General features: G+C 35.6%; 21 protein-coding genes. 6 read left to right on the forward strand and 15 right to left on the reverse strand.

What is annotated here, in order from left to right; genetic code table 11:
- From nrdR to FHL05_RS04180, 7 genes are all read right to left on the reverse strand, one after another.
- Complete coding sequence (nrdR, locus tag FHL05_RS04150; RefSeq protein WP_153522107.1) at nucleotides 1-474, reverse strand: transcriptional regulator NrdR; 474 nt, start codon at nucleotides 472-474, stop codon at nucleotides 1-3.
- Between the two features lie 21 nt (nucleotides 475-495).
- Nucleotides 496-1,089 carry a dephospho-CoA kinase gene (gene coaE, locus FHL05_RS04155; RefSeq protein ID WP_153385868.1) on the reverse strand — a complete coding sequence of 198 codons (594 nt, stop codon included), beginning with the start codon at nucleotides 1,087-1,089 and terminating at the stop codon, nucleotides 496-498.
- Complete coding sequence (gene mutM / locus FHL05_RS04160) at nucleotides 1,086-1,913, reverse strand: DNA-formamidopyrimidine glycosylase (RefSeq protein WP_153385867.1); 828 nt, start codon at nucleotides 1,911-1,913, stop codon at nucleotides 1,086-1,088. The genes coaE and mutM overlap by 4 nt, the downstream gene beginning before the upstream one ends.
- A gap of 8 nt (nucleotides 1,914-1,921) precedes the next feature.
- Nucleotides 1,922-4,579, reverse strand: coding sequence for a DNA polymerase I (gene polA / locus FHL05_RS04165; RefSeq protein WP_153522109.1), 2,658 nt, complete (start codon nucleotides 4,577-4,579; stop codon nucleotides 1,922-1,924).
- Nucleotides 4,580-4,695: 116 nt separating this feature from the next.
- Nucleotides 4,696-6,096, reverse strand: coding sequence for an MFS transporter (locus tag FHL05_RS04170; RefSeq protein ID WP_162000202.1), 1,401 nt, complete (start codon nucleotides 6,094-6,096; stop codon nucleotides 4,696-4,698).
- Nucleotides 6,097-6,261: 165 nt separating this feature from the next.
- Entirely contained in the window at nucleotides 6,262-7,461 is a 1,200-nt protein-coding gene (locus tag FHL05_RS04175; RefSeq protein WP_153522111.1) for a metal-dependent hydrolase family protein, read from the reverse strand.
- 12 nt (nucleotides 7,462-7,473) lie between these two features.
- Nucleotides 7,474-8,676 carry a metal-dependent hydrolase family protein gene (locus tag FHL05_RS04180; RefSeq protein ID WP_153385864.1) on the reverse strand — a complete coding sequence of 401 codons (1,203 nt, stop codon included), beginning with the start codon at nucleotides 8,674-8,676 and terminating at the stop codon, nucleotides 7,474-7,476.
- 236 nt (nucleotides 8,677-8,912) lie between these two features.
- Between FHL05_RS04180 and FHL05_RS04185 the strand changes: the two genes are divergently transcribed.
- Complete coding sequence (locus FHL05_RS04185) at nucleotides 8,913-10,103, forward strand: hypothetical protein (protein ID WP_153385863.1); 1,191 nt, start codon at nucleotides 8,913-8,915, stop codon at nucleotides 10,101-10,103.
- An 89-nt stretch (nucleotides 10,104-10,192) separates the two neighbouring features.
- Here the strand turns inward: FHL05_RS04185 and FHL05_RS04190 are convergent, their stop codons facing one another.
- On the reverse strand, nucleotides 10,193-11,392 hold the full coding sequence (locus FHL05_RS04190; RefSeq protein WP_153522113.1) for a metal-dependent hydrolase family protein: 1,200 nt from the start codon (nucleotides 11,390-11,392) through the stop codon (nucleotides 10,193-10,195).
- Nucleotides 11,393-11,576: 184 nt separating this feature from the next.
- Between FHL05_RS04190 and FHL05_RS04195 the strand changes: the two genes are divergently transcribed.
- Nucleotides 11,577-12,767: a hypothetical protein gene (locus FHL05_RS04195; protein WP_153386702.1), complete on the forward strand. Its 1,191-nt coding sequence runs from the start codon at nucleotides 11,577-11,579 to the stop codon at nucleotides 12,765-12,767.
- A gap of 47 nt (nucleotides 12,768-12,814) precedes the next feature.
- Here FHL05_RS04195 and murC read toward each other — a convergent pair whose 3' ends face one another.
- Genes murC through FHL05_RS04210 form a run of 3 tightly spaced genes read right to left on the reverse strand, consistent with a single transcriptional unit; the run spans nucleotide 12,815 to nucleotide 15,136 of the window.
- Nucleotides 12,815-14,146, reverse strand: a complete 1,332-nt coding sequence (gene murC, locus FHL05_RS04200; protein ID WP_153386704.1) for a UDP-N-acetylmuramate--L-alanine ligase — start codon at nucleotides 14,144-14,146, stop codon at nucleotides 12,815-12,817.
- Nucleotides 14,147-14,154: 8 nt separating this feature from the next.
- Nucleotides 14,155-14,787, reverse strand: coding sequence for a YtpR family tRNA-binding protein (gene ytpR, locus FHL05_RS04205; RefSeq protein WP_153386706.1), 633 nt, complete (start codon nucleotides 14,785-14,787; stop codon nucleotides 14,155-14,157).
- Nucleotides 14,788-14,809: 22 nt separating this feature from the next.
- Complete coding sequence (locus tag FHL05_RS04210) at nucleotides 14,810-15,136, reverse strand: thioredoxin family protein (protein ID WP_153386708.1); 327 nt, start codon at nucleotides 15,134-15,136, stop codon at nucleotides 14,810-14,812.
- Nucleotides 15,137-15,263: 127 nt separating this feature from the next.
- On the opposite strand from FHL05_RS04210, the gene FHL05_RS04215 reads away from it, so the two are divergent.
- Entirely contained in the window at nucleotides 15,264-15,578 is a 315-nt protein-coding gene (locus FHL05_RS04215) for a hypothetical protein (protein ID WP_153386710.1), read from the forward strand.
- A 14-nt stretch (nucleotides 15,579-15,592) separates the two neighbouring features.
- Here the strand turns inward: FHL05_RS04215 and trmB are convergent, their stop codons facing one another.
- The 3 genes from trmB to FHL05_RS04230 are packed head-to-tail and all read right to left on the reverse strand — an operon-like array spanning nucleotide 15,593 to nucleotide 18,210.
- Nucleotides 15,593-16,240: a tRNA (guanosine(46)-N7)-methyltransferase TrmB gene (gene trmB / locus FHL05_RS04220; protein WP_153386712.1), complete on the reverse strand. Its 648-nt coding sequence runs from the start codon at nucleotides 16,238-16,240 to the stop codon at nucleotides 15,593-15,595.
- 18 nt (nucleotides 16,241-16,258) lie between these two features.
- The gene (locus FHL05_RS04225; protein ID WP_153386714.1) at nucleotides 16,259-17,476 is read right to left on the reverse strand and encodes an ABC transporter permease; all 1,218 of its coding nucleotides are present in this window, start codon (nucleotides 17,474-17,476) and stop codon (nucleotides 16,259-16,261) included.
- Nucleotides 17,476-18,210 carry an ABC transporter ATP-binding protein gene (locus tag FHL05_RS04230; protein WP_153386716.1) on the reverse strand — a complete coding sequence of 245 codons (735 nt, stop codon included), beginning with the start codon at nucleotides 18,208-18,210 and terminating at the stop codon, nucleotides 17,476-17,478. The genes FHL05_RS04225 and FHL05_RS04230 overlap by 1 nt, the downstream gene beginning before the upstream one ends.
- An 88-nt stretch (nucleotides 18,211-18,298) precedes the next feature.
- On the opposite strand from FHL05_RS04230, the gene FHL05_RS04235 reads away from it, so the two are divergent.
- The 3 genes from FHL05_RS04235 to FHL05_RS04245 all read left to right on the forward strand — a co-directional run bounded on the left by FHL05_RS04235 (nucleotide 18,299) and on the right by FHL05_RS04245 (nucleotide 20,028).
- Nucleotides 18,299-18,727, forward strand: a complete 429-nt coding sequence (locus FHL05_RS04235; protein ID WP_153386718.1) for an HIT family protein — start codon at nucleotides 18,299-18,301, stop codon at nucleotides 18,725-18,727.
- 1 nt (nucleotide 18,728) lies between these two features.
- Nucleotides 18,729-19,028 (forward strand): hypothetical protein, encoded by a 300-nt coding sequence (locus tag FHL05_RS04240; RefSeq protein ID WP_153386720.1) that lies wholly within the window; start codon nucleotides 18,729-18,731, stop codon nucleotides 19,026-19,028.
- 100 nt (nucleotides 19,029-19,128) lie between these two features.
- Complete coding sequence (locus FHL05_RS04245) at nucleotides 19,129-20,028, forward strand: peptidylprolyl isomerase PrsA (RefSeq protein WP_153386722.1); 900 nt, start codon at nucleotides 19,129-19,131, stop codon at nucleotides 20,026-20,028.
- A 72-nt stretch (nucleotides 20,029-20,100) separates the two neighbouring features.
- Here the strand turns inward: FHL05_RS04245 and FHL05_RS04250 are convergent.
- Nucleotides 20,101-20,372: transposase (locus FHL05_RS04250; protein ID WP_162000203.1), on the reverse strand; the 272-nt coding region annotated here is incomplete at its 5' end.

The following is a 20,372-nucleotide window of genomic DNA, read 5'->3' on the forward strand; positions in this document are numbered from 1 at the left end:
TTACTTCTTATCCAACTTTTTACCGTTAGACATCATTTCTTGAACTTCTTTCATAAAACCATTCATATCCTTAAATTCACGATAGACGCTGGCAAAGCGAATATAAGTTACATCGTCAACTTTAGCTAGAATCTTCATCACATGTTCACCGATAACTTGTGATCTGACTTCGCTCTCACCAGTTGCTCTAATCGCATTTTCAACTTTATCAACGATATCGTTCATTTGGTCCATCGTAACTGGTCTCTTTTCAGCAGCTCTAACTAAACCACGTAAAAGCTTTTCACGACTGAATTCTTCGCGATTGCCATTTTTCTTAATAACTAAAAGTGGTGATTTTTCTAATCTTTCAAACGTCGTAAATCTTGTACCGCAATTTTCACACTCGCGTCGACGTCTAATAGCACGTCCTTCATCACTGGGACGACTGTCAATAACCTTTGATGAATCATGATGACAATGTGGACAAATCAAGATTCTAACCTCTTTTCTTAATTAAAGTTGTGATATCAACTTATCAAAATCTACTTGCAGATGATCTAAATCACTGGAATTATCGATAATAAAATCCGCTCTTTGGTTTCTTTCATCCATCGACATTTGAGAATTGATTCGCTCTAAAGCAACTTTTTTGCTCAAACCATTACGTTCCATAAGTCGTTTCAATTGGACTTGTGGTTTGATATTAATACTGATTACACCATCAAAATAAGCTTGATACCCGCCTTCAAACAAAAGGGGTATCTCGAAAATACTGATGGTTGCACTTTTTGAATTCTTAGTTTCAGATATAATTTTTAAAATTCTTTTCTTAATCAAAGGACGAGTAATCTTATTGAGGCTTTTCAATTTTTGATAATCGCCAAAAACAATCGAACCTAATTTTTTTCGGTTTAAAGTTCCATCTTTTTTTAGAATATCTTCTCCAAAAACATCAACAATTTGACGTAGACCAATTGAACCTGGGACTACTACTTCACGAGCAATTTTGTCAGCATCATAAACTTGATAACCCTTTTTTAAAAACAAATCTAAAATTGTTGACTTACCTGTTGCAATACCGCCGGTAAAACCATATATCTTACTCATTGGACTACTTGGCAATATGGACAAAAGTGCGTTCCACGTCCGCCAACCTTAATTTTTTTAATTTCTGTACCGCATCTTGGACAAGGAGTTCCCTCTTTGCCATAGACTTTCAAGCGGTCTTGCATATGTCCTGTATGACCTGTGGCATCGACGTAAGATCGAACAGTTGAACCACCAGACTCAATTCCCATTTTCATTTCTTCGTTGGAAGCTTCAATAATGGCTTGAATATTTTCATCCGTTAAATGGTTTGCGGGAGTTTCAGGATGTATTTTTACTTTCCAAAGTACCTCATCGACATAAATATTACCTAGACCACTCATTACAGATTGATCCAATAAAACAGTTTTAATATCTTTTCGATGACGCATAATTCTAGGCTTGAGATTTTTAAAAGTGAATTCACTTGATAGTGGCTCTGGCCCAAGTTTTTGAATCGACTTATTATTTTGTAAATCATCGGTTGGCCACAGTTGCATCCTACCAAATTTTCGAACATCATTATAAATCATTTTTTGACCATTATCTAATGTAAAAATTGCATGAGAGTGCTTATCAATTGCTGCAGGATCAGCCGAAACACGATAACGGCCTTCCATTCTTAAGTGACTGATAATTGTATAACCATTATCCAAATGAATCAACAAGAATTTTGCTCGGCGACCCACATCAGTAATGGTGCTGCCGGTCACAAATTCAATAAATTGCTCAACATCCCCAGTAATTAAATTTTGATAACGTATTTCAACATGCATAATTTTGCGCCCTTTTACTTGGGCATTTAAACCACGTTTAACTGTTTCAACTTCTGGCATTTCTGGCATCTTATCACCTATTTTGCTTCATACCAAGTTTTTCCATGAGCTGTTTCGACCTTCAAAGGAACATCCAACTTAACTGCCGAATCCATCACGCTTGGTACTAATTTTTCTAACGTCTCAATTTCTGATTTTGGAGCTTCAAAAATCATTTCATCATGTACTTGTAATAATAAATTAGCTTGTAATTTCTCTTTTTCAAGCATCTTTTGCATATTAATCATAGCAACCTTAATAATATCAGCCGCACTTCCCTGAATAGGAGTGTTCATAGCGGTTCTTTTAGCAAAGTTTCTAACATTAAAATTCTTTGAATGAATATCTGGCAAATAACGGCGACGATGCATAATTGTTTCAACATAGCCATTTTCACGAGCATACTTAACGATATCATCCATGTACTGCTTAACGCCAGGATATTGTTCAAAATAAGAATCAATAAAAGCTCCAGCTTGTTTTCGACTAATACCAATATTTTGAGATAGCCCATAATCGCTAATTCCATAGACGATACCAAAGTTAGTCGCTTTAGCTTGGCGACGCATATTCGGAGTTACCTCGTCAGTACTATTCAAGCCAAAGATACGCATAGCAGTGTGAGCATGAATATCGTAATCTTCTTTAAAGGCTTCTTGCATATGCTCGTCTCCCGAAATATGAGCTAGCACACGCAATTCAACTTGAGAATAATCAGCTGAGAAAATCTCCCAATCATCATGTTGAGGAACAAAGGCTTTACGAATCTTTTTACCTTCGTCAACTCTAATCGGAATATTTTGCAAGTTAGGTTCAATTGATGACAAACGACCCGTTTGCGTCAAAGTTTGCAAGTAAATCGTATGAATCTTGTTGTCGGGTTGAATGAATTTTTGGAGGCCAACAACATAAGTTGACTGAATCTTAGAAATTTGACGATAATCTAAGACTTTTTGAACCAGCGGCGATTTATCTTTCAATTTCTCTAAGACATCGACTGACGTTGAATAACCAGTTTTAGTCTTTTTAATAACTGGCAGTTTTAAGTCTTCAAACAAGACGACGCCCAGTTGCTTAGGTGAATTGATATTAAATTCTTTCCCAGCATCTTTATAAATATCTTTTTCAATCTCAGCTAATTTGGCACCAAAGGTATTCTCCATCTCTTTTAATTTCGATGCTTGAACAGTAATTCCCTTGATTTCCATTTCAGCTAGGACTTTAGACAATGGCAATTCAATTTCATCGTATAAACTATCTTGATCATTGTCCTTTAATTCAGCCATCATTTTATCTTTGAGTTTATCGATAACTTGAGCTTTTTGAGCTAAAAATTTCAATAATAAATCATCATCTTCTGGCACAGCTTTTTTGACGCCTTTGCCATAAAATTCATCTTCGGTTGGTAAATTGATATTGTAATTTCTGGCAACGAGTCCGATGTCTTGCTTATTATCATTAGAATCCAACAAGTAAGCGACTAACAGCATATCAAACGTCACGCCATCAATTTCACAGCCATAGCGATGCAACATCGCAATCGTTGCCTTATTATCAAACAAATACTTTTCCTTAGAACTATCAGCTAACCAAGCCTTCAAAGCTTCATTTTCCAAAATAGAAAAGTCAGTCGTTCCATAGTAATTTTTCCCATCAGATATCATTAGACCAATAATTGGCGAAGTATGGTAGTTATCGCCAAAACCTTCAACAATCAACGTTAAAGTTTGATTTTCTTGAACTAATTTTTCGACACTTGCTTTATTTAATTCCTTAACATCAAGGTCAGCTAATTCAGCTGTCGAATCTTTTGTTGGTGCATCCATTCGATCTAAAAATGATTTGAAATTCATCTTTTGATAAAACTGCATCAATTGTTCTTGATTATCGCCATGATATTCAACATCGCTTAAACCAATTTCAATTGGAGCATCTAAATCGATCGTGGCGAGTTTCTTACTTAAAAAAGCTTTGTCCTTATCGTTAATTAGATGCTCTTTTAATTTGCTTTTTTTCATCTCATCAACATGGTCATAAACATCTTCAACGCTGCCATATTGATTGATTAATTTGATAGCGGTCTTTTCACCGACTTTTTCGACCCCAGGATAATGATCGGAGTTATCTCCCATCAAGCCTTTCATATCGATAATTTGTTTGGGTGTGTTTCCTAATTTTTCTTTGACGTGTTCTGGAGTGTAGCTCTCCGTTTCAGTGACACCCTTAACATTGACTTTAACGGTAATTTTATCAGTTGATAATTGGGTCAAATCCCGATCACCTGTGATTATCGTGACATCCATGCCTTCATTTGCGGCTTTATGAGACATAGTTCCGATGATGTCATCTGCCTCATAATTTGGCAATTCATAAGTTTTTATTCCTCGATAATTCAATAAATCTTGAATCAAAGGCAATTGTTCCATCAATTCAGGTGGAGTTTTAGCACGTGTACCCTTATATTCTTTGAACATCTCTGTTCTAAAGGTCGTTTTCCCTGCATCAAAGGCTACTAAAGCATGTGTTGGCTTTTCATCTTTTAAGATGATTTCTAACATATTATTGAAGGCATACAAGGCATTAGTATGGATTCCCTCACCAGTGACGAATTTGTCTAAAACGTTGTGCATTGCAAAGAATGCTCGAAACGAGACACTGTTTCCATCTATTAAAAGTAATTTTTTATTTTCTGACATATATTCTCCAATAAAACCGAAATTAACTACTACTATTTTAACAAATCAAGACTCTTTGTAACAGTTTTGTCGACACTAAAAAAAGTCCTGATTCTCTAAAAGTCAGGACTTAAAAATTAATTATTCTTTTTTTCATATTTGTAATAAATATAAATCACCGATAACAAGACTAAAGCTGACAAAACGGTCAACAAAATAAAGTCGAGTTTAGCACCCATGAGGGTATTTATGACCTCATCATTTGTACCACTAGTCAAAGCCACCGCTGAAATAACGACTGATAAAACGTTCGTACCTAATGAACCAGCGTATTGCTGCATCATACTAAATAACGAGTTTTGATCAGATTTTTTTCTACCAGTAACTTGAACGCTACCATCAGATAATGAATTAGCGAAACCAAAGTTAAAGCCTAATCTAACCACAATATAAATCAAAGTGATAGTGACAAAGGATAAGTTATCACTATTGATCCAAAATAATGCTGAACCAACTGTAATCAAAATTCCACTAGTCAAAAGAGGTGGCAAAGCACCCTTTTTATCATACCAGGTACCAGCAACTGGCCCTAATAAAGCACCTAATAATGACCCCGGCAACAAAGTCAAACCTGCTTGAGCTGAATTCATCTTCAATGCTGTTTGCGCAACAATTGGAATAACAAATGACAAACCAATATTGATGAATTGCAAACTAAAATAACCAAATAATCTTAAACGAAGCACTGGTAATTTCAAAATTGAAAAGTCAATCAATTGACGAGAACTCTTCTTGTTGTACCAAGCAAAAAGCAAGAATACAACAACCGAAGCAATAATCCACAAGATGAATTGGCTTGAAGTCCAGCCATGTTTACCTGCCTGGTCAAAGGTAAAGAGAACCATTGAAAAGATTGCTGCCAAAAAGACAACACTTAAATAATCAAAGGAAATTCCCTCTGTACCCCTGACTTTGCCTCGAACAGTAAACCATCCAAGAATAAATAAGATTACAATCAAAGGAATCACGCCAACAAAAATCTCACGCCAAGTCCAAAGTCGATTGATTATACCTCCATAAGTTGGTCCTAAAGCTGGAGCTAAAGAAATCACCACTCCAGCTAATCCTGTATAAAGTCCTAATTTAGCTGGTGGAATCTCTTCAAAAATTAAATTAAACATTAATGGAGTTGACAATCCAGTCGCAATCGCCTGCAAAAGTCTCCCTGCCATTAAAATTGGAAAGGTTGGCGAGAACAAACAAACCAGCGTTCCCACTAAACATAGTGAAGCCGCAAAAATAAAAATTTTCAACGGATGAAACTTTTTTAACACGTAAGCCGTTGTGCTCATGACAATGGTTGTTAGCAACAAATATCCAGTCGTCAACCACTGCACGGTCCCTAAACTGACATTCAATTCCTTAGTCAAAGTTGGAAAGGTTACATTCATTGAAGTTTCAATCAAAATTCCGGTAAATGACAATAATCCAACCGCTAAAATCGATAATTTTACACGTGTTGATACTCTATCTTCCACGTTTTTGCCTCTTTTTTCTAGATATATATTTAATATTACCCATTTTTAACGGAAAATTCCAAAAAAAATGAGCTATGACAATATGCTCTGTCATAGCCCAACCTGTAATATCTGTATTCATTATACAAAATATTGAAAATTATTTCTAGAATTTACAGAAAATTTTTATTTGACTAATTGTCCTTTTTTATAGACTTGTTTATCTTTTTGTTGAACAGCTTTGATATCCTCCAGTGGATTTTCATCCAAAACTAAAAAGTCAGCAAACTTATCCACATCAAGACTTCCATAATTATCAGTAATTCCCAATAATTCAGCCGCATATTTAGTCGTTCCAAGCAAGGCTTGATAAGGACTTACACCAAGTCCTGCAATCAATTCCAATTCATCGGTCGTACCAGTTTCAAAACTATTGAATGGTGTACCAGCATCAGTTCCAACAACGACTTTCACACCTTTTTTCAAAGCCATACCGATATTTTTGAAGAAATCTTTCTTAACGATATCATTCTTTTTAATCATATAATCTGGTATCTTACCGACACCATACTTATCGATTCCTGCACAAGCATTCAAGGTTGGCACCAAATAAACATTGTGTTCTTTCATAAACTCTGCTTGCTTTTCATCAACATAAATACCATGCTCGATTGAATCAACTCCAGCATCTAGGGAAATTTGAATCCCATTGTTGCCTTGAGCATGTGACGCTACCGTCATGTGTTTGGTGTGGGCTTCTTCAACAGCTACACGAATTTCACTTTCAGTTAACTCGGTATCGTCAACTTGATCGGTTGAAGACATCCCGCCACCAGTTGCCATAACTTTAATATTCTTAGCTCCAAGTTTAAATTCCTGACGAACTGATTTTCTCATCTCATATGGTGAATCAACCAAATGACCCCAAGTTACATGACCGTCTAAATCTTCTTTAAAATCTCCATGACCACCAGTCATCGTCATTGGTCGACCTGAGGGCAAAATTTCAGTTCCTCCTAATTGTCCATCTTCTTGAAGACGACGTAATTTAATATCGACATCAAACGGACAACCGCAATCTCTGATGTAAGTGACCCCTGCATGCAACAACGTCTGCAAATTTTTCAAAGCTGTAAATGTAACCTCAGCTTCAGAAAGATATTCCAATTTATTTGTAACTGGATTCATCATAATGTGCGTATGTGCATTAATTAAACCAGGCATAACAAACTTATTTTTCAAATCAACTTTTTGATAAGAATCATCAGGAGTCCCAATGCCCTTTGCCAAAATTTTTCCCTTGTCGTCAACCGTCAAATAACTGTTTTTCACAATTTCATTTTTAACGCCATCGAACAAGTTTAAATTAATAAATGTTTTCGTCATAATTAATAACCTCTAAAATACCTTAATACCTTTCTTATAAACTGCTTTATCTTCTTGTTGAATAGCTTTGACATCAGCAACCGGATCATTATCTAGAACCAAGAAATCAGCAACCTTGCCTTCTTCCAAAGTTCCATAATCTTTGTCGATTCCAAGTAATTTGGCACTGTTCTTAGAACTTGCAAACAAAGCTTGTTCATTGGTTGCACCAACTGAGGTCATCAATTCAAACTCTTTAGTAGCATCTTTAAAGCCATTGAATGGCGTTCCAGCATCAGTCCCAAAAGTCAATTTAACGCCAGCTTTAGCTGCCACGCCAACACGTTCATAGAAATCTTTAATAAATGAATTGGCCTTATCCAACATATATTGTGGCAATTTACCTTCGCCGTATTCAGGAATCGTATAAGCAGCAATCAATGTAGGTGTTAGATAAGTGCCTTGTTTAAGCATTAGATCGATGTCTTCATCAGTTACATAAGAACCGTGTTCAACCGAATCGACTCCAGCAACAATCGCATTGTGAATTCCGTTTGCTCCTTCAGCGTGAGCGGCAACTGTCATGTGTTTTGAATGGGCTTCTTCAACAGCAGTTTTAATTTCATCAACTGAAAGTTCTGTATCATCAATTTGGTCAGTCGCTGACATAACGCCACCAGTTGCCATAACCTTGATGTTCTTAGCACCCAATTTAAATTCGTGACGGACTGCTTTTCTCATCTCATCAGTAGAATCTACTAAATTACCCCAAGTCGTTTCGCCATCTAGTCCTTCGGTAAAATCACCGTGACCACCAGTCATGCTCATAGGACGACCTGAAGGCAAGATTTCGGTACCACCTAGTTGACCCTCGGCCTGCAATCTAGCCAATTTAATATCGACATCAAAGGCACAGCCGCAATCTCTGATATATGTAATACCTGCTTTTAACAATTCTTTTAGGTTTTTTAAGACAGTAAAAGTAACTTCAGCTTCAGACAAATACTCCAATTTATTCGTTTGGGGATTCATCATGATGTGAGTGTGAGCATTAATCAATCCTGGCATCACGTACTTCCCTTTGAGATCAACAACTTCTTGTGAATTAGGTGTATCCTTAAAACCTAATTTAACAATTTTGCCTGACTCATCATCAACGATAAACCAAGCATCCTTTTGAATACTAGCTTTGTTGCCATCAAATAAATTGAAATTTTTATATAAAGTCTGTGTCATAGTAATGCCTCCTAAATTTATTGACCAAATTCTAAGATTCATTTTAATTATTGTCAACGCTTTATTAATTATTTCCAATTTAAATAATAAATATTTTAATTTAAGCTTTACCACAGTTTAGGCGTTGATAAGCCTGATTTCCTGATATTATAAAAATTAAATTTGACATAAAAATAAAAAAAGAATAAGTTAAATTCTAATAATTTTTTAATCTTGTTATTTAGGAGGGCAAGCTTATGAATTATCTTATTGCATTTACTATTGTTATGGTTTTTATGTTAATTGGAGATTGGGTATCGGCTGCAACAAAAGCCTTCATCCCTTCAATTTTTATTACAGCTATTTGCTTCGTGATTGGCTTTTGGACCGTCTTGCCCAAAAATATTGTTGCTCAAGCATCGTTTAATAGTTCTTTTATTGGAATCGGCATTTCTCTACTATTGGTTCACCTTGGTACCTTAATGAATTTCAAAGAATTATTAGCTCAGTGGAAAGCAGTGTGTATTGCCCTTTTAGGGGTTTGCGGCACATTGATTTTCACTTTGATCGTAGGTACTTTTATTTACAATTGGCACACAGTCGTTGCCGCTATTCCACCATTAACTGGAGGTTTAGTTGCTGCACTATTGATGACTAATGGTTTAAAGGCAGCTGGTATTACTACATTAGTCGCACTACCTGTTTCAATGTATATTATGCATTCAATGATTGGCTATCCTTTAACTTCACTCTTATTGAGAAAAGAAGGCAATCGTTTAGTAACTGAATATAATCATGGAAAAGACGACCCCGACTCAAATGTCTTTAAAATGATTCACCAAGAAAAAGTTGACGAAAATAATAAAAAACCGGTTTTGAATTTACCCGACCAATATCAGACACCGGTCTTTATCATCGTTCGTGTGGCTTTAGTTGCTCTATTGAGTAATTGGGTAGCAGGTTTGATGAATGGCGTCATCAATGCTAATGTCATTTGTTTGATCTTCGGTGTTATCGCCCATCAACTAGGCTTCTTGGAAGACAGTGTCCTAAACAAAGCAGGCGTCTTCAATTGGTTGATGTATGGTCTACTTGCATATATCTTCTCGCAATTAAGTCTCACGACCCCACAAGTAATTGGAAATATCATTATCCAAATCATTGTCTTGATTTTCTTAGGTATCTTTGGAATGTTTTTAGCTTCATTTGCTTTAGCAAAACCTTTTGGTATGAGTAAAAATATGGCTTTTGCCTGTTCACTGACAGCTTTATTTGGTTTCCCGGCTGATTTTGTTTTAACCACTGAAGTTTGCCACAGTGTTGCAAATAACAAGGGCGAGGAAGAATATTTAACTGCCAATATCCTGCCAAAAATGTTAGTTGGAGGCTTTGCAACAGTATCTGTCGCATCAGTTATTATTGCGTCTGTCTTCTTGAAATTACTTTGATTTCAATTGAAATTTTTTAATAGCGACAAAAGACACAGCAATCGAAAAACGATTACTGTGTCTTTTTGAGTTCACAATGATATAAATATTTATTCGACCAATTTACCTTTTTTGTAAACTTGTTTATCTTTTTGTTGAACGGCCTTGATATCTTTTAATGGATCTTCATCTAAAACTAAGAAATCAGCAATTTTGCCTTCTTTAATTGAACCATATTTATCATCGATTCTTAACAAGTGAGAACTGTTTCTAGTTGCTGCGAAGAGAGCTTCTTCATTGCTTGCTCCGACATCTGTCAATAATTCCAATTCCTTAGGAATATCGCTAAAAGTATTGAATGGAGTTCCCGCATCAGTACCAAAAGCTAATGTGACGCCACCTTTAATTGCTACTTTCATACGAGCATAGAACTTATCCTTAAAGCCTTTAGCTTTATCGACCATATAATCAGGTAATTTCCCTTCACCGTAAGCAGGAATTGAATAAGTAGCAATAACGGTAGGTGTTAGGTAGATACCTTTTTCTTGAATCAATTCAATATCATCGTCACTGATCAAACAACCATGTTCAATCGAATCGACGCCAGCAAGAATTGCATTGTGAATACCAACAGTTCCTTCAGCATGAGCAGCAATTGTCATGTGTTTTGTGTGAGCTTCTTCAACGGCCGTTTTAAGTTCTTCCATGGAAAACTCGACATCATCAATTTGGTCAGTTGAGGACATCACGCCACCAGTTGCCATAACCTTGATATTTTTAGCGCCTAATTTAAACTCGCGACGAACAGCATGACGCATTTCATCAGGTGAATCAACTAGATTGCCCCAAGTCGTCTCGCCATCTATGCCTTCAGTAAAATCAGCATGTCCACCGGTAATACACATTGGACGACCTGATGGTACGATTTCAGTTCCACCTAATTGGCCTTCTTCTTGTAGCTTATGTAATTTGATATCAACATCAAAGGCGCAACCACAGTCTCTAACATAAGTCACTCCGGCTTTAAGAGCTTCTTTTAAATTATTTAGAGCAGTAAAAGTAACTTCAGCTTCTGACAAATATTCCAATTTATTAGTAATGGCATTCATCATCAAGTGAACGTGAGTATTGATCAAGCCAGGCATGACGAATTTTCCTGCTAAATCGACCACCTTTTCAGTATCTGGAGCATTTTTAAAACCTAATTTTTCAATTTCACCAGTCTCATCATCGATGATGAACCAAGCATCAGGTTGAGTCTCTGCTTTCTCACCATCGAATAGACCAAAATTTTTATAGAGAGTTTTCATAATAAACAGCCTCCAAAATTTAATTTGGTTTGAGTTTAGGTTGTATTTAATTTATTGTCAAAAAGTAATAATTATTTTATTCATATTTATACTTTTCGTCTATTTAACAGTTTATTAATTGCTTTAAAAATTAAATCAGCATAAATTCTGCATTAAGAATTTAATATTTTAGGAGGTAGTAATTATGGTATATTTACTTTCTTTTACTATCGTGATGGCTTTTCTCCTGATTGGCGAATGGGTTTCAACTGCAACTAGAGCTTTTGTTCCATCGATTTTTATCACTGCAGTTCTTTTCGCCATCGGTTTTTGGACAGTTTTACCTAAGAACATCGTTCCCCAAGCTTCATACAATTCTCAATTCGTAGGCATTGCCATGTCGCTACTCTTGGTTCAAATGGGGACCTTGATGGATTTAAAAGAACTATTGAATCAGTGGCGTGCCGTCTGTATCGCCTTACTAGGCGTTGCTGGAACTTTACTCTTTACTTTAGTTGTCGGTTCCTTCTTCTTTGATTGGAAGACCGTTGTTGCAGCCGTTCCTCCACTAACTGGTGGTATCGTTGCAGCTTTACTAATGACAAATGGACTAAAAGCAGCCGGTATTACTTCTTTAGTAGCCTTGCCAGTTTCAATGTTCATTATGCACTCAATGATCGGTTATCCTTTGACTTCAGTTTTGCTCCGTAAAGAAGGCAAACGATTAACGACAAAGTATCAAAAAGAAAAAGACGATCCTAATTCAGAAGTAGCCATGATGGTGAAAAAACATCATCAATCTGAAAAGAATCAAAGGACAATCTTCAAATTACCGAATGAATTTCAAACGCCCGTCTTTATCATCACTCGAGTTGCTTTGATTGCTCTTTTAGGTAACTGGGTCGGAGCCTTATTGCACGGTGCAATCAATGCTAATGTTATCTGTTTGATCTTTGGTGTTATCGCTCACCAACTTGGCTTTATTGAAGATAACGCACTAGACAAAGCTAAAGTCTTCAATTGGTTGATGTATGGATTGCTTGCTTATATCTTTTCACAATTGAGTCTGACAACCCCTCAAATCATTGGGAAAATTATTATTCAAATCGTAGTTTTGATACTGCTTGGCATTCTAGGTATGTTCATCGCTTCATCACTTCTTGCTAAACCATTAGGATTGAGCCGTGAAATGGCCTTTGCTTGCTCCTTGACTGCTTTGTTTGGTTTCCCAGCCGACTTTATTCTGACAACCGAAGTTTGCCACACAGTCGCAAATGATGAAGATGAAGAGGCCTACTTAATTGAAAGCATTCTTCCTAAGATGCTTGTTGGTGGCTTTGCTACCGTATCTGTTGCTTCAGTCATCATTGCTTCAGTCTTCTTGAAATTACTTTAAAACAAAAAAGCCGCTGAAAATTCAGCGACTTTTTGTTTGTTTAAATTTTATTGTTGATTAGGATTTAAATTGCTTAATAATTGTTCATAAGCAGTTTCATATTTTTGAACATCCCCAGCACCCATGAAAATCATGACTGTGTTGTGGTAATCCAAAAGTGGTGACAAGTCATCAAGCGTTAGAACTTTTCCACCTTTATGAATCTTATCGCCTAAATCTTTACTTGTAATGTCTCCATGAGCTTCACGAATAGAGCCGAAGATATTAGTTAGATAAACTTCATCAGCTAAATCCAATGATTTAGCAAAGTCATCCATCAAGGCTAAAGTTCTGGTATAAGTATGTGGTTGGAAAACAGCAACAATCTTTTTATCAGGATATTTTTGTCTTGCAGCATCGATAGTAGCTTTAATTTCTTGTGGATGGTGAGCATAGTCGTCAATGATAACTTGGTCAGCAACTTTCTTCTCACTGAAACGTCTCTTAACACCACTGAATGTTTGTAATTCACGGTTAATCAAAGCGTGATCAAGGTGTTCCATGTGACCTACTCCAATTACAGCTAATGAATTCAAAACATTGTGTTCACCAAACAATGGAACTTGGAAGTTACCAATATTTTCACCATTGATTGAAACATCAAATGAAGAACCTTTGACAGTTCGTTTGATGTTAGTTGCACGAATATAATCTGATTCGTTCAAACCGTAAGTATAGATTGGAGCGTCAGCTTTAATTGATTTAGCATGTTTATCTTCACCCCAGATGAAGATACCCTTTTTAGTCTTTCTAGCTTCTGACTCAAAAGCATCGACTACATCATTGATGCCACCGAAGAAATAATCAGGGTGATCAAAATCAATATTAGTAATGATTAGGTAATCGGGAGAATAAGCTAAGAAGTGACGACGATATTCATCAGCTTCAAAGACGAAGAATTTGGCATCCTTATCCCCTTTACCAGTACCATCACCAATTAAGTATGATGTCTTAGCAATTCCACTCAATGTATGTGCCAAAAGGCCGGTTGTACTAGTCTTACCGTGTGATCCAGCAATACCAATAGAAGTATATTCAGAAACTAACTTACCAACTAATTCTGGATATGTAATCACTGGTAAATGCATATCATTAGCTTTTTTAATTTCTACTTGATCATCATCAAAGGCATTTCCTTTAACAACTGTCAAACCTTCATGGATATTTTTTTCATCAAACGAAAAAATTTTAATTCCGGCTTGTTCAAGTCCACGTTGTGTAAAAGTATATTTATCGATATCTGATCCTTGAACTTCATATCCTAAATCTTTCAAAATAAGTGCAAGAGCACTCATTCCTGTTCCTTTAATTCCAACAAAATGATAGACTGTCTTTTCCATATTAACTCCTAAGCGAACATTTTCTCTGCTTCTTTAAAATCAAATGCCTGTCCAGCTGTACCCTTATCAAGAACCAAGATACCACGCTTTTGAGGTGCATTGGGAATGCCTAATTCTCTTGCAGAACAAATCATTCCATAGCTATCTACGCCTCTTAAAGCACCAGGCCAAATCTCAGATCCAGTCGGCATCACCGCACCAGGCAATGCTACTACAACCAATTGTCCCTGATCAATATTAGGAGCACCACAAACAATTTGAACTGGCTTATCTAAACCAACGTCAGTTTGTGTGATGTGCAAATGATCAGAATCAGGATGATCCTTGATTTCGTCAACATGTCCAATCACGAACTTTGGACTCTTGTCAGATTCTAATTTATCAGAAAAACCTGCTTGAGCAAGTGCATTATTTAATATGTCTACTTGCTTGTCGTCAAGAAATACTTGACCGGAGTCATTTTGAATCCCTAGCTTTTCTCCTAGGTCAAAAAAATTGAAACCAATGGCTTCATTAGTTTCTTCATTAAAAATACGTACTACATTATCTTTTTGGGTCGTATCTTGAGTCGTTACATCTTCTGACGTTTCAACAATCAAGACATCCCCTAAAACATCTGGATTATAAAAGCTTAATAGCAAGTTTTTTCCCTCACTTGATTAATTATTTGTTAACTACACTGTTAATAAAGGTCTCAACTTCTTCTTTAGTTTTTCGATCTTTATTTACTAGTCTACCAATTTCTTGGCCATTTTCAATGATAACAAAGCTAGGAATACCCATAATTCCTAATTCTTGAGCAACTTCCATGTTATTATCACGATTAAAACTAATCCATTCAAAGTCAGAGTATTCTTTTTCTAGTTCTGGCAACTTAGGTTCAATAAATTTACAATCTGGGCACCAGTCGGCATGGAAAAATAGGATAAATTTCCCTTGTTTTGTAGCTTCGTGCCAATCTTTTACATTATAATCTTCAATATTCTTCATAAACATTTCACCTCTATCATTTAAGATACTTTTTATTTGTTAAACGGTCAATTAAGTGCTCTTGACTACGAGAATGATATATAATGGTGTTAATATAATATTAAATCGAAATCAAGGAGTGATTTTTATGAGTAAAAAAGGTATCGGTTCATTAATCGTTACTGGTACTGTACTTGCTGCAGGTGCAGCTGCTACGGTCTTAGTAAAACACCATCTAGATAGCGAAAAAATAATTGACAAAGTCAAGTCCGTTTTAGGCGAAGATAGTAAGGTCATCGGTTCTTGGGTCGAACCATTTTATCAAAGAGTTGACGTAAATGGTCGTTCAACTTGGGGAATCGTTGGTGGAGTTACTACCATGGACGAATTCGATGTCGCCCAATATCACTTCATTGCTGATGCTTTGACTGGTGAATTATTAAACATTAAAAAAGTACAGTAATCACAAATCAATAATTAGTTTTCAAAATGGGCTTTCAGGTAATTTATCCTGAAGCCTTTTTTTGAGAATTTTTCTTCATACTCAGTTTCAATATTAGTGGCATTTAAAGTCTCATCATTATGAAGATCTAAAGAAATGTCATCAAATTTCATCCCATAGTTATTTAAACTAACTAAGGAATATTCAAAAAGACCTTGATTGTCGGTCTTAAATTGTAAATAGCCATCGTCTTTTAAAATATATTGATACTGTTTCAAAAATGTCTTATAAGTCAGGCGACGCTTTTCGTGTCTGGTCTTTGGCCAAGGGTCAGAGAAATTCAGGTAAACGCCACTGACTTCATTTTCGGCGAATAATTCTGACAAATCAGCTCCGTTAGCTAATAATAATTGCAAGTTGGGTAATCTTAACTCAACTTGCTTTTTTAATACTAAAGCAATCGCACCCTCTTGGACGTCCATTGCAATATAGTTATTTTGAGGATTTTCTTGTGCTAGTTCAGTAATGAATTTTCCCTTACCTGAACCAACTTCAATAAATAGCGGTTGATTTTTTGCAAAACGATCCTGCCATTTCCCCTGCATATTTTCTGGCTGAACGGCAATCAAATCAAGATTCTCATTGATCATGTCCTTAGCCCAAGGCTTGTTTCTAAGTCGCATAAATATAAATACTCTCCATTAATCTAAATATTTTTTCAATTGTTTTGGCATATAGAAATAGTTGACGAAAATTAAAACAGCAAATCCTGCCACGATAATAATCAAACTATTTAGACTAAAACCAAATTTGTATAAAATTGCTAAGGCACTGATCACCCATTGAATCGACAGGATGACTGTACAAAGTTTCGTAAAATTAGCAATTTTAACTTTGCCGCTGATTGGATAAAGACGTTGCATCAAATTTTGCATGACTTCCTTAAAGTAAGGTTTCAATTGGAAACCAACTAAATAGATGAACAACATTTCCACAATCAGTGAAATATAGAAATTATCAATCAGAACTAACATAATAGCTTGAATAACCGTTAAACGCAAAAATAAACCTAAATATTCATTATTCCGAACAAATCCTCGAGCAAATAAATATAGATAAGTACTCTTATTTTGGAATTTGATAGGACTATATAAGGAATCTAACCACTTACGGCGTTTAATCTTGCTATTTACTCCGGGTACATCGGTAAAGAGATTGTAAAAACGTTTAATCCGAAACATTCGTTGATTTTCAGTTTCAATAGCTAATTTCCACTGTAACTGACCGCTTGTCTCTAAAGTTTTTACTTGAGCGTTCAAGAAGAAATAATAAACTAGCGCAACAATAATCATTATCCAGCTAAATAAATAAGTTGAAACGATTAAAGAAATTACTAACAATAAGTTTGAAGCTAAACGTAAACCCAAGCTGCCAAATTTAGCTCGACCATAAATCTCCATTAAATTAACATTCAAGAATCCAACTTTAAAGATTATCAAGCCAACTGCAATAACTACAATATCTAATATATGCAGTCCGGCCCCTCTTGAAGCAAAGGCTGATAACAAGAAATTGACCAGCATTAACTCAACCACTGGTAAAAAGACACTGTATTTTTTGGCTGATTTGAAATACTGATAAAATTCCTTTTCTTTGACTAACAAAAAAGTGCTATCAGGTTCTTCTAAAAGTGTCGCAATCCCACCAACTTGAACTGCCAAAAATAATAATAAAATAACGATTGGCTTGCCCAGTAAGAGTTGATGATGAATCGTTCCTAAAAGATTTGAATACCAAAATCCTAAGGCTCCTATCAAAACGATAAAAGCTAAAACAAAATTGTCATTAAAGATCAATCTGAGATATTTAAATTGATTAAGTTGATGTCTTCTTAATCTTTCATTCCAAAGTTTTGACATTAGAGATCCTCATTCGACATCTTGATATAAATATCATCAAGATTAGAATCTTGCTTCATATCGAATTTCGACTTCAATTGATCCAAAGTTCCGTCGGCTCTAACTTGGCCGTGATTGATCAAAACAAATTTATCCGCATGGTCTTGAACAGTAGCTAATACGTGAGTTGACATCAAAACTGAACAACCTGCTTGTTTCTTTGCTTCAACGATATTCAAAAGATCATTGACTGCTAGTGGATCGAGTCCGGTGAATGGTTCGTCAATAATAAACAAACTGGCATCGGTCATGAACGCACAAACAATCATTACTTTTTGCTTCATTCCTTTAGAGAAATTCTGTGGGAACCAATCCAACTTGTTATCCAAGCGAAATGTCTTTAACAATTCGTTCGCGTTTTCCCAAGTTTTATCATGATCCAAATCGTAAGCCATAATCGTTAAATCAATATGTTCTCTTAAAGTCAATTCAGGGTAAAGAATCGGCATCTCTGGAACATAAGCGATTTTCTTACGATATTTTTCGACATTATCGTGCAAGCTGATTCCGTCAATCAAAATCTGACCGCCACGAGGCGTCAAAAGACCGATAATATGCTTAATGGTCGTTGATTTACCAGCACCATTCAAGCCAATCAAGCCAACAACCTGGCCACTTTCTACTGTAAAGGTTTCTTTCTTTAAAACTGATACTTGACCGTACCCTCCGGTCAGTTCTTTTACTTCTAAAGTCATGGATTAAACCACCTATATCTGTTTTTAATAATGTTAATATGATAGCATTGTAGTAAATATAATGCTGTTTTTGAAAGGAGATTTTTACATGGATGATTGCATCTTTTGCAAAATTATTAACAATGAGATTCCTAGTACTACAATTTATGAGGACGACGACATTAAGGCCTTTTTCGATGTTTCTCAAGTAACGCCAGGTCATACTTTAGTAGTTCCTAAAAAACACGTCAAAGATATCTTCGCATATGATGAAGATTTAGCACAACGCGTCTTTAAGAAGATTCCTATGATTGCACGTGCTATCAAAGCATCCAATCCTAAAATTATCGGAATGAATATTTGCCAAAACAATGGCGAAGTCGCTTATCAAAGCGTCATGCACTCACATGTTCACTTAGTCCCTCGTTATTCTAAGGATGACGATTTTTCAATGCACTGGGGTGACAATACTGGTGTCGCAAGCGACGGTCAATTGAAACAACGTGCTGAAAATATTAAGCAACACTTGGAGGACTAAAATGAAATTCTTTGCTGGATTCATTGTTGGATCTATTTCTGGAGCTGCATTGCAACTATTTCAGTCAAAAGATTCTACACCTAAGGATAATGATACCAACATATTTCAGAATATAAAAGATTTTAAAAATATAATAGCTGATCTTCAAAAAAATTCAGCTGTTGTCCCTGAGGTCGTTTCAGGGATTCAAAAAGATATTTCTAATTATGCTTCAGACATTAAGCCTGATGTAGAGCAACTTCAAGAATCAATTCAAACAATGAAAAATAATCTTGATGACTTGAAGGAAAATTCGCACTAATTATGAATTTTTTGTGATTTTTTTATAAAATGACAAACTATTCAGTTTAATTTATGGTAGTCTTTTCAATTGTAGACAGATTAATTAAGGATGTGTAAAGATGAATAAACGTTTAACTAAATGGATCTTAGCTATTGCTGGTCTATTTATGGTAACAGTTGTTGCTGGTTGTTCTGGTAACAAGACTGTTGCTACTCTCAAGGGTGGAAGAATTACCCAAGAACAATACTACAAAGAAATGAAGAGTTCTTCATCCGGTAAGCAAACACTTCAAACCATGATTATTACTAAGGCTCTTGAAAATCAATATGGTGATGATGTTTCTAAGAAACAAGTTACTAAAGAATACAACAAGTACAAGAACCAATATGGTTCATCATTTAGTTCTATTCTTCAACAAAATGGTATGACAACAGCCCAATTTAAGAAGAATATTCGTACAAATCTTCTTACTAAAGTTGCTCTAAAGAAGAACAAGAAAGTTACAAACAAGGATCTTAAGAAAGAATGGAAGAGTTACCAACCTAAGATTCAAGTAGCTCAAATCCTTGTAAGTAAGAAAGCTACTGCTAAAGAAGTTATTACTAAACTTCAAAATGGTGAAGACTTCAGTAAGTTAGCTAAAGAATACTCAACAGATTCTGCCACAAAGAACAAAGGTGGTAAGATGGCTTCATTCGATAATGACAGTACTAGTGTTGATACAGACTTCAAGACAGCTGCTTACAAGCTTGACAAAGTCGGAGATTACTCATCTACACCAGTTAAAACAAGTTATGGCTACAGCGTAATCAAGCTTCTCAAGAAACCTGCTAAGGGTAAGATGAGCGATCACACTGCTGAACTTAAATCTAAGCTTTATGCTTCATGGTTACAAGATTCAACTACGATGCAAAAAGTTATTTCTAAAGTCTTGAAGAAGGCTGATGTTTCTATCAAGGACAGCGATTTGAAAGATGTTCTTTCAGGATATGTTTCATCATCTTCATCAAGTAAATAATTGGCTCTTTGTCAAATCGTATTGATGAATGATTTTTGAGCTTATTAAGTACCCTCATTGAGGGTACTTTTTTTATGCGCAAATCAATCTTATTCTCTTAATAAAATGGTCAAGATTTCTAAATCCATAAGAATTTCTTTTCAATTTCTTTATTTTTCCAATGGTGCCCTCAAGAGGGCCGTTGGAATATGGCAATAAGCAACTGTTTTTTACATAATTTATATTTTTTCGTAACGTTGTAATGGCTGTATCCATTGCGGTTCCATTTCTTTTATACCTGTAGGTGGTTTCCCTAAGTATATCTATGTCATGATGTCTTATCGCTTCTTGAATGCTTTGATAAG

Origin of the sequence: Companilactobacillus halodurans, from assembly GCF_009600995.1 — a bacterium.
Lineage (GTDB): Bacteria > Bacillota > Bacilli > Lactobacillales > Lactobacillaceae > Companilactobacillus > Companilactobacillus halodurans.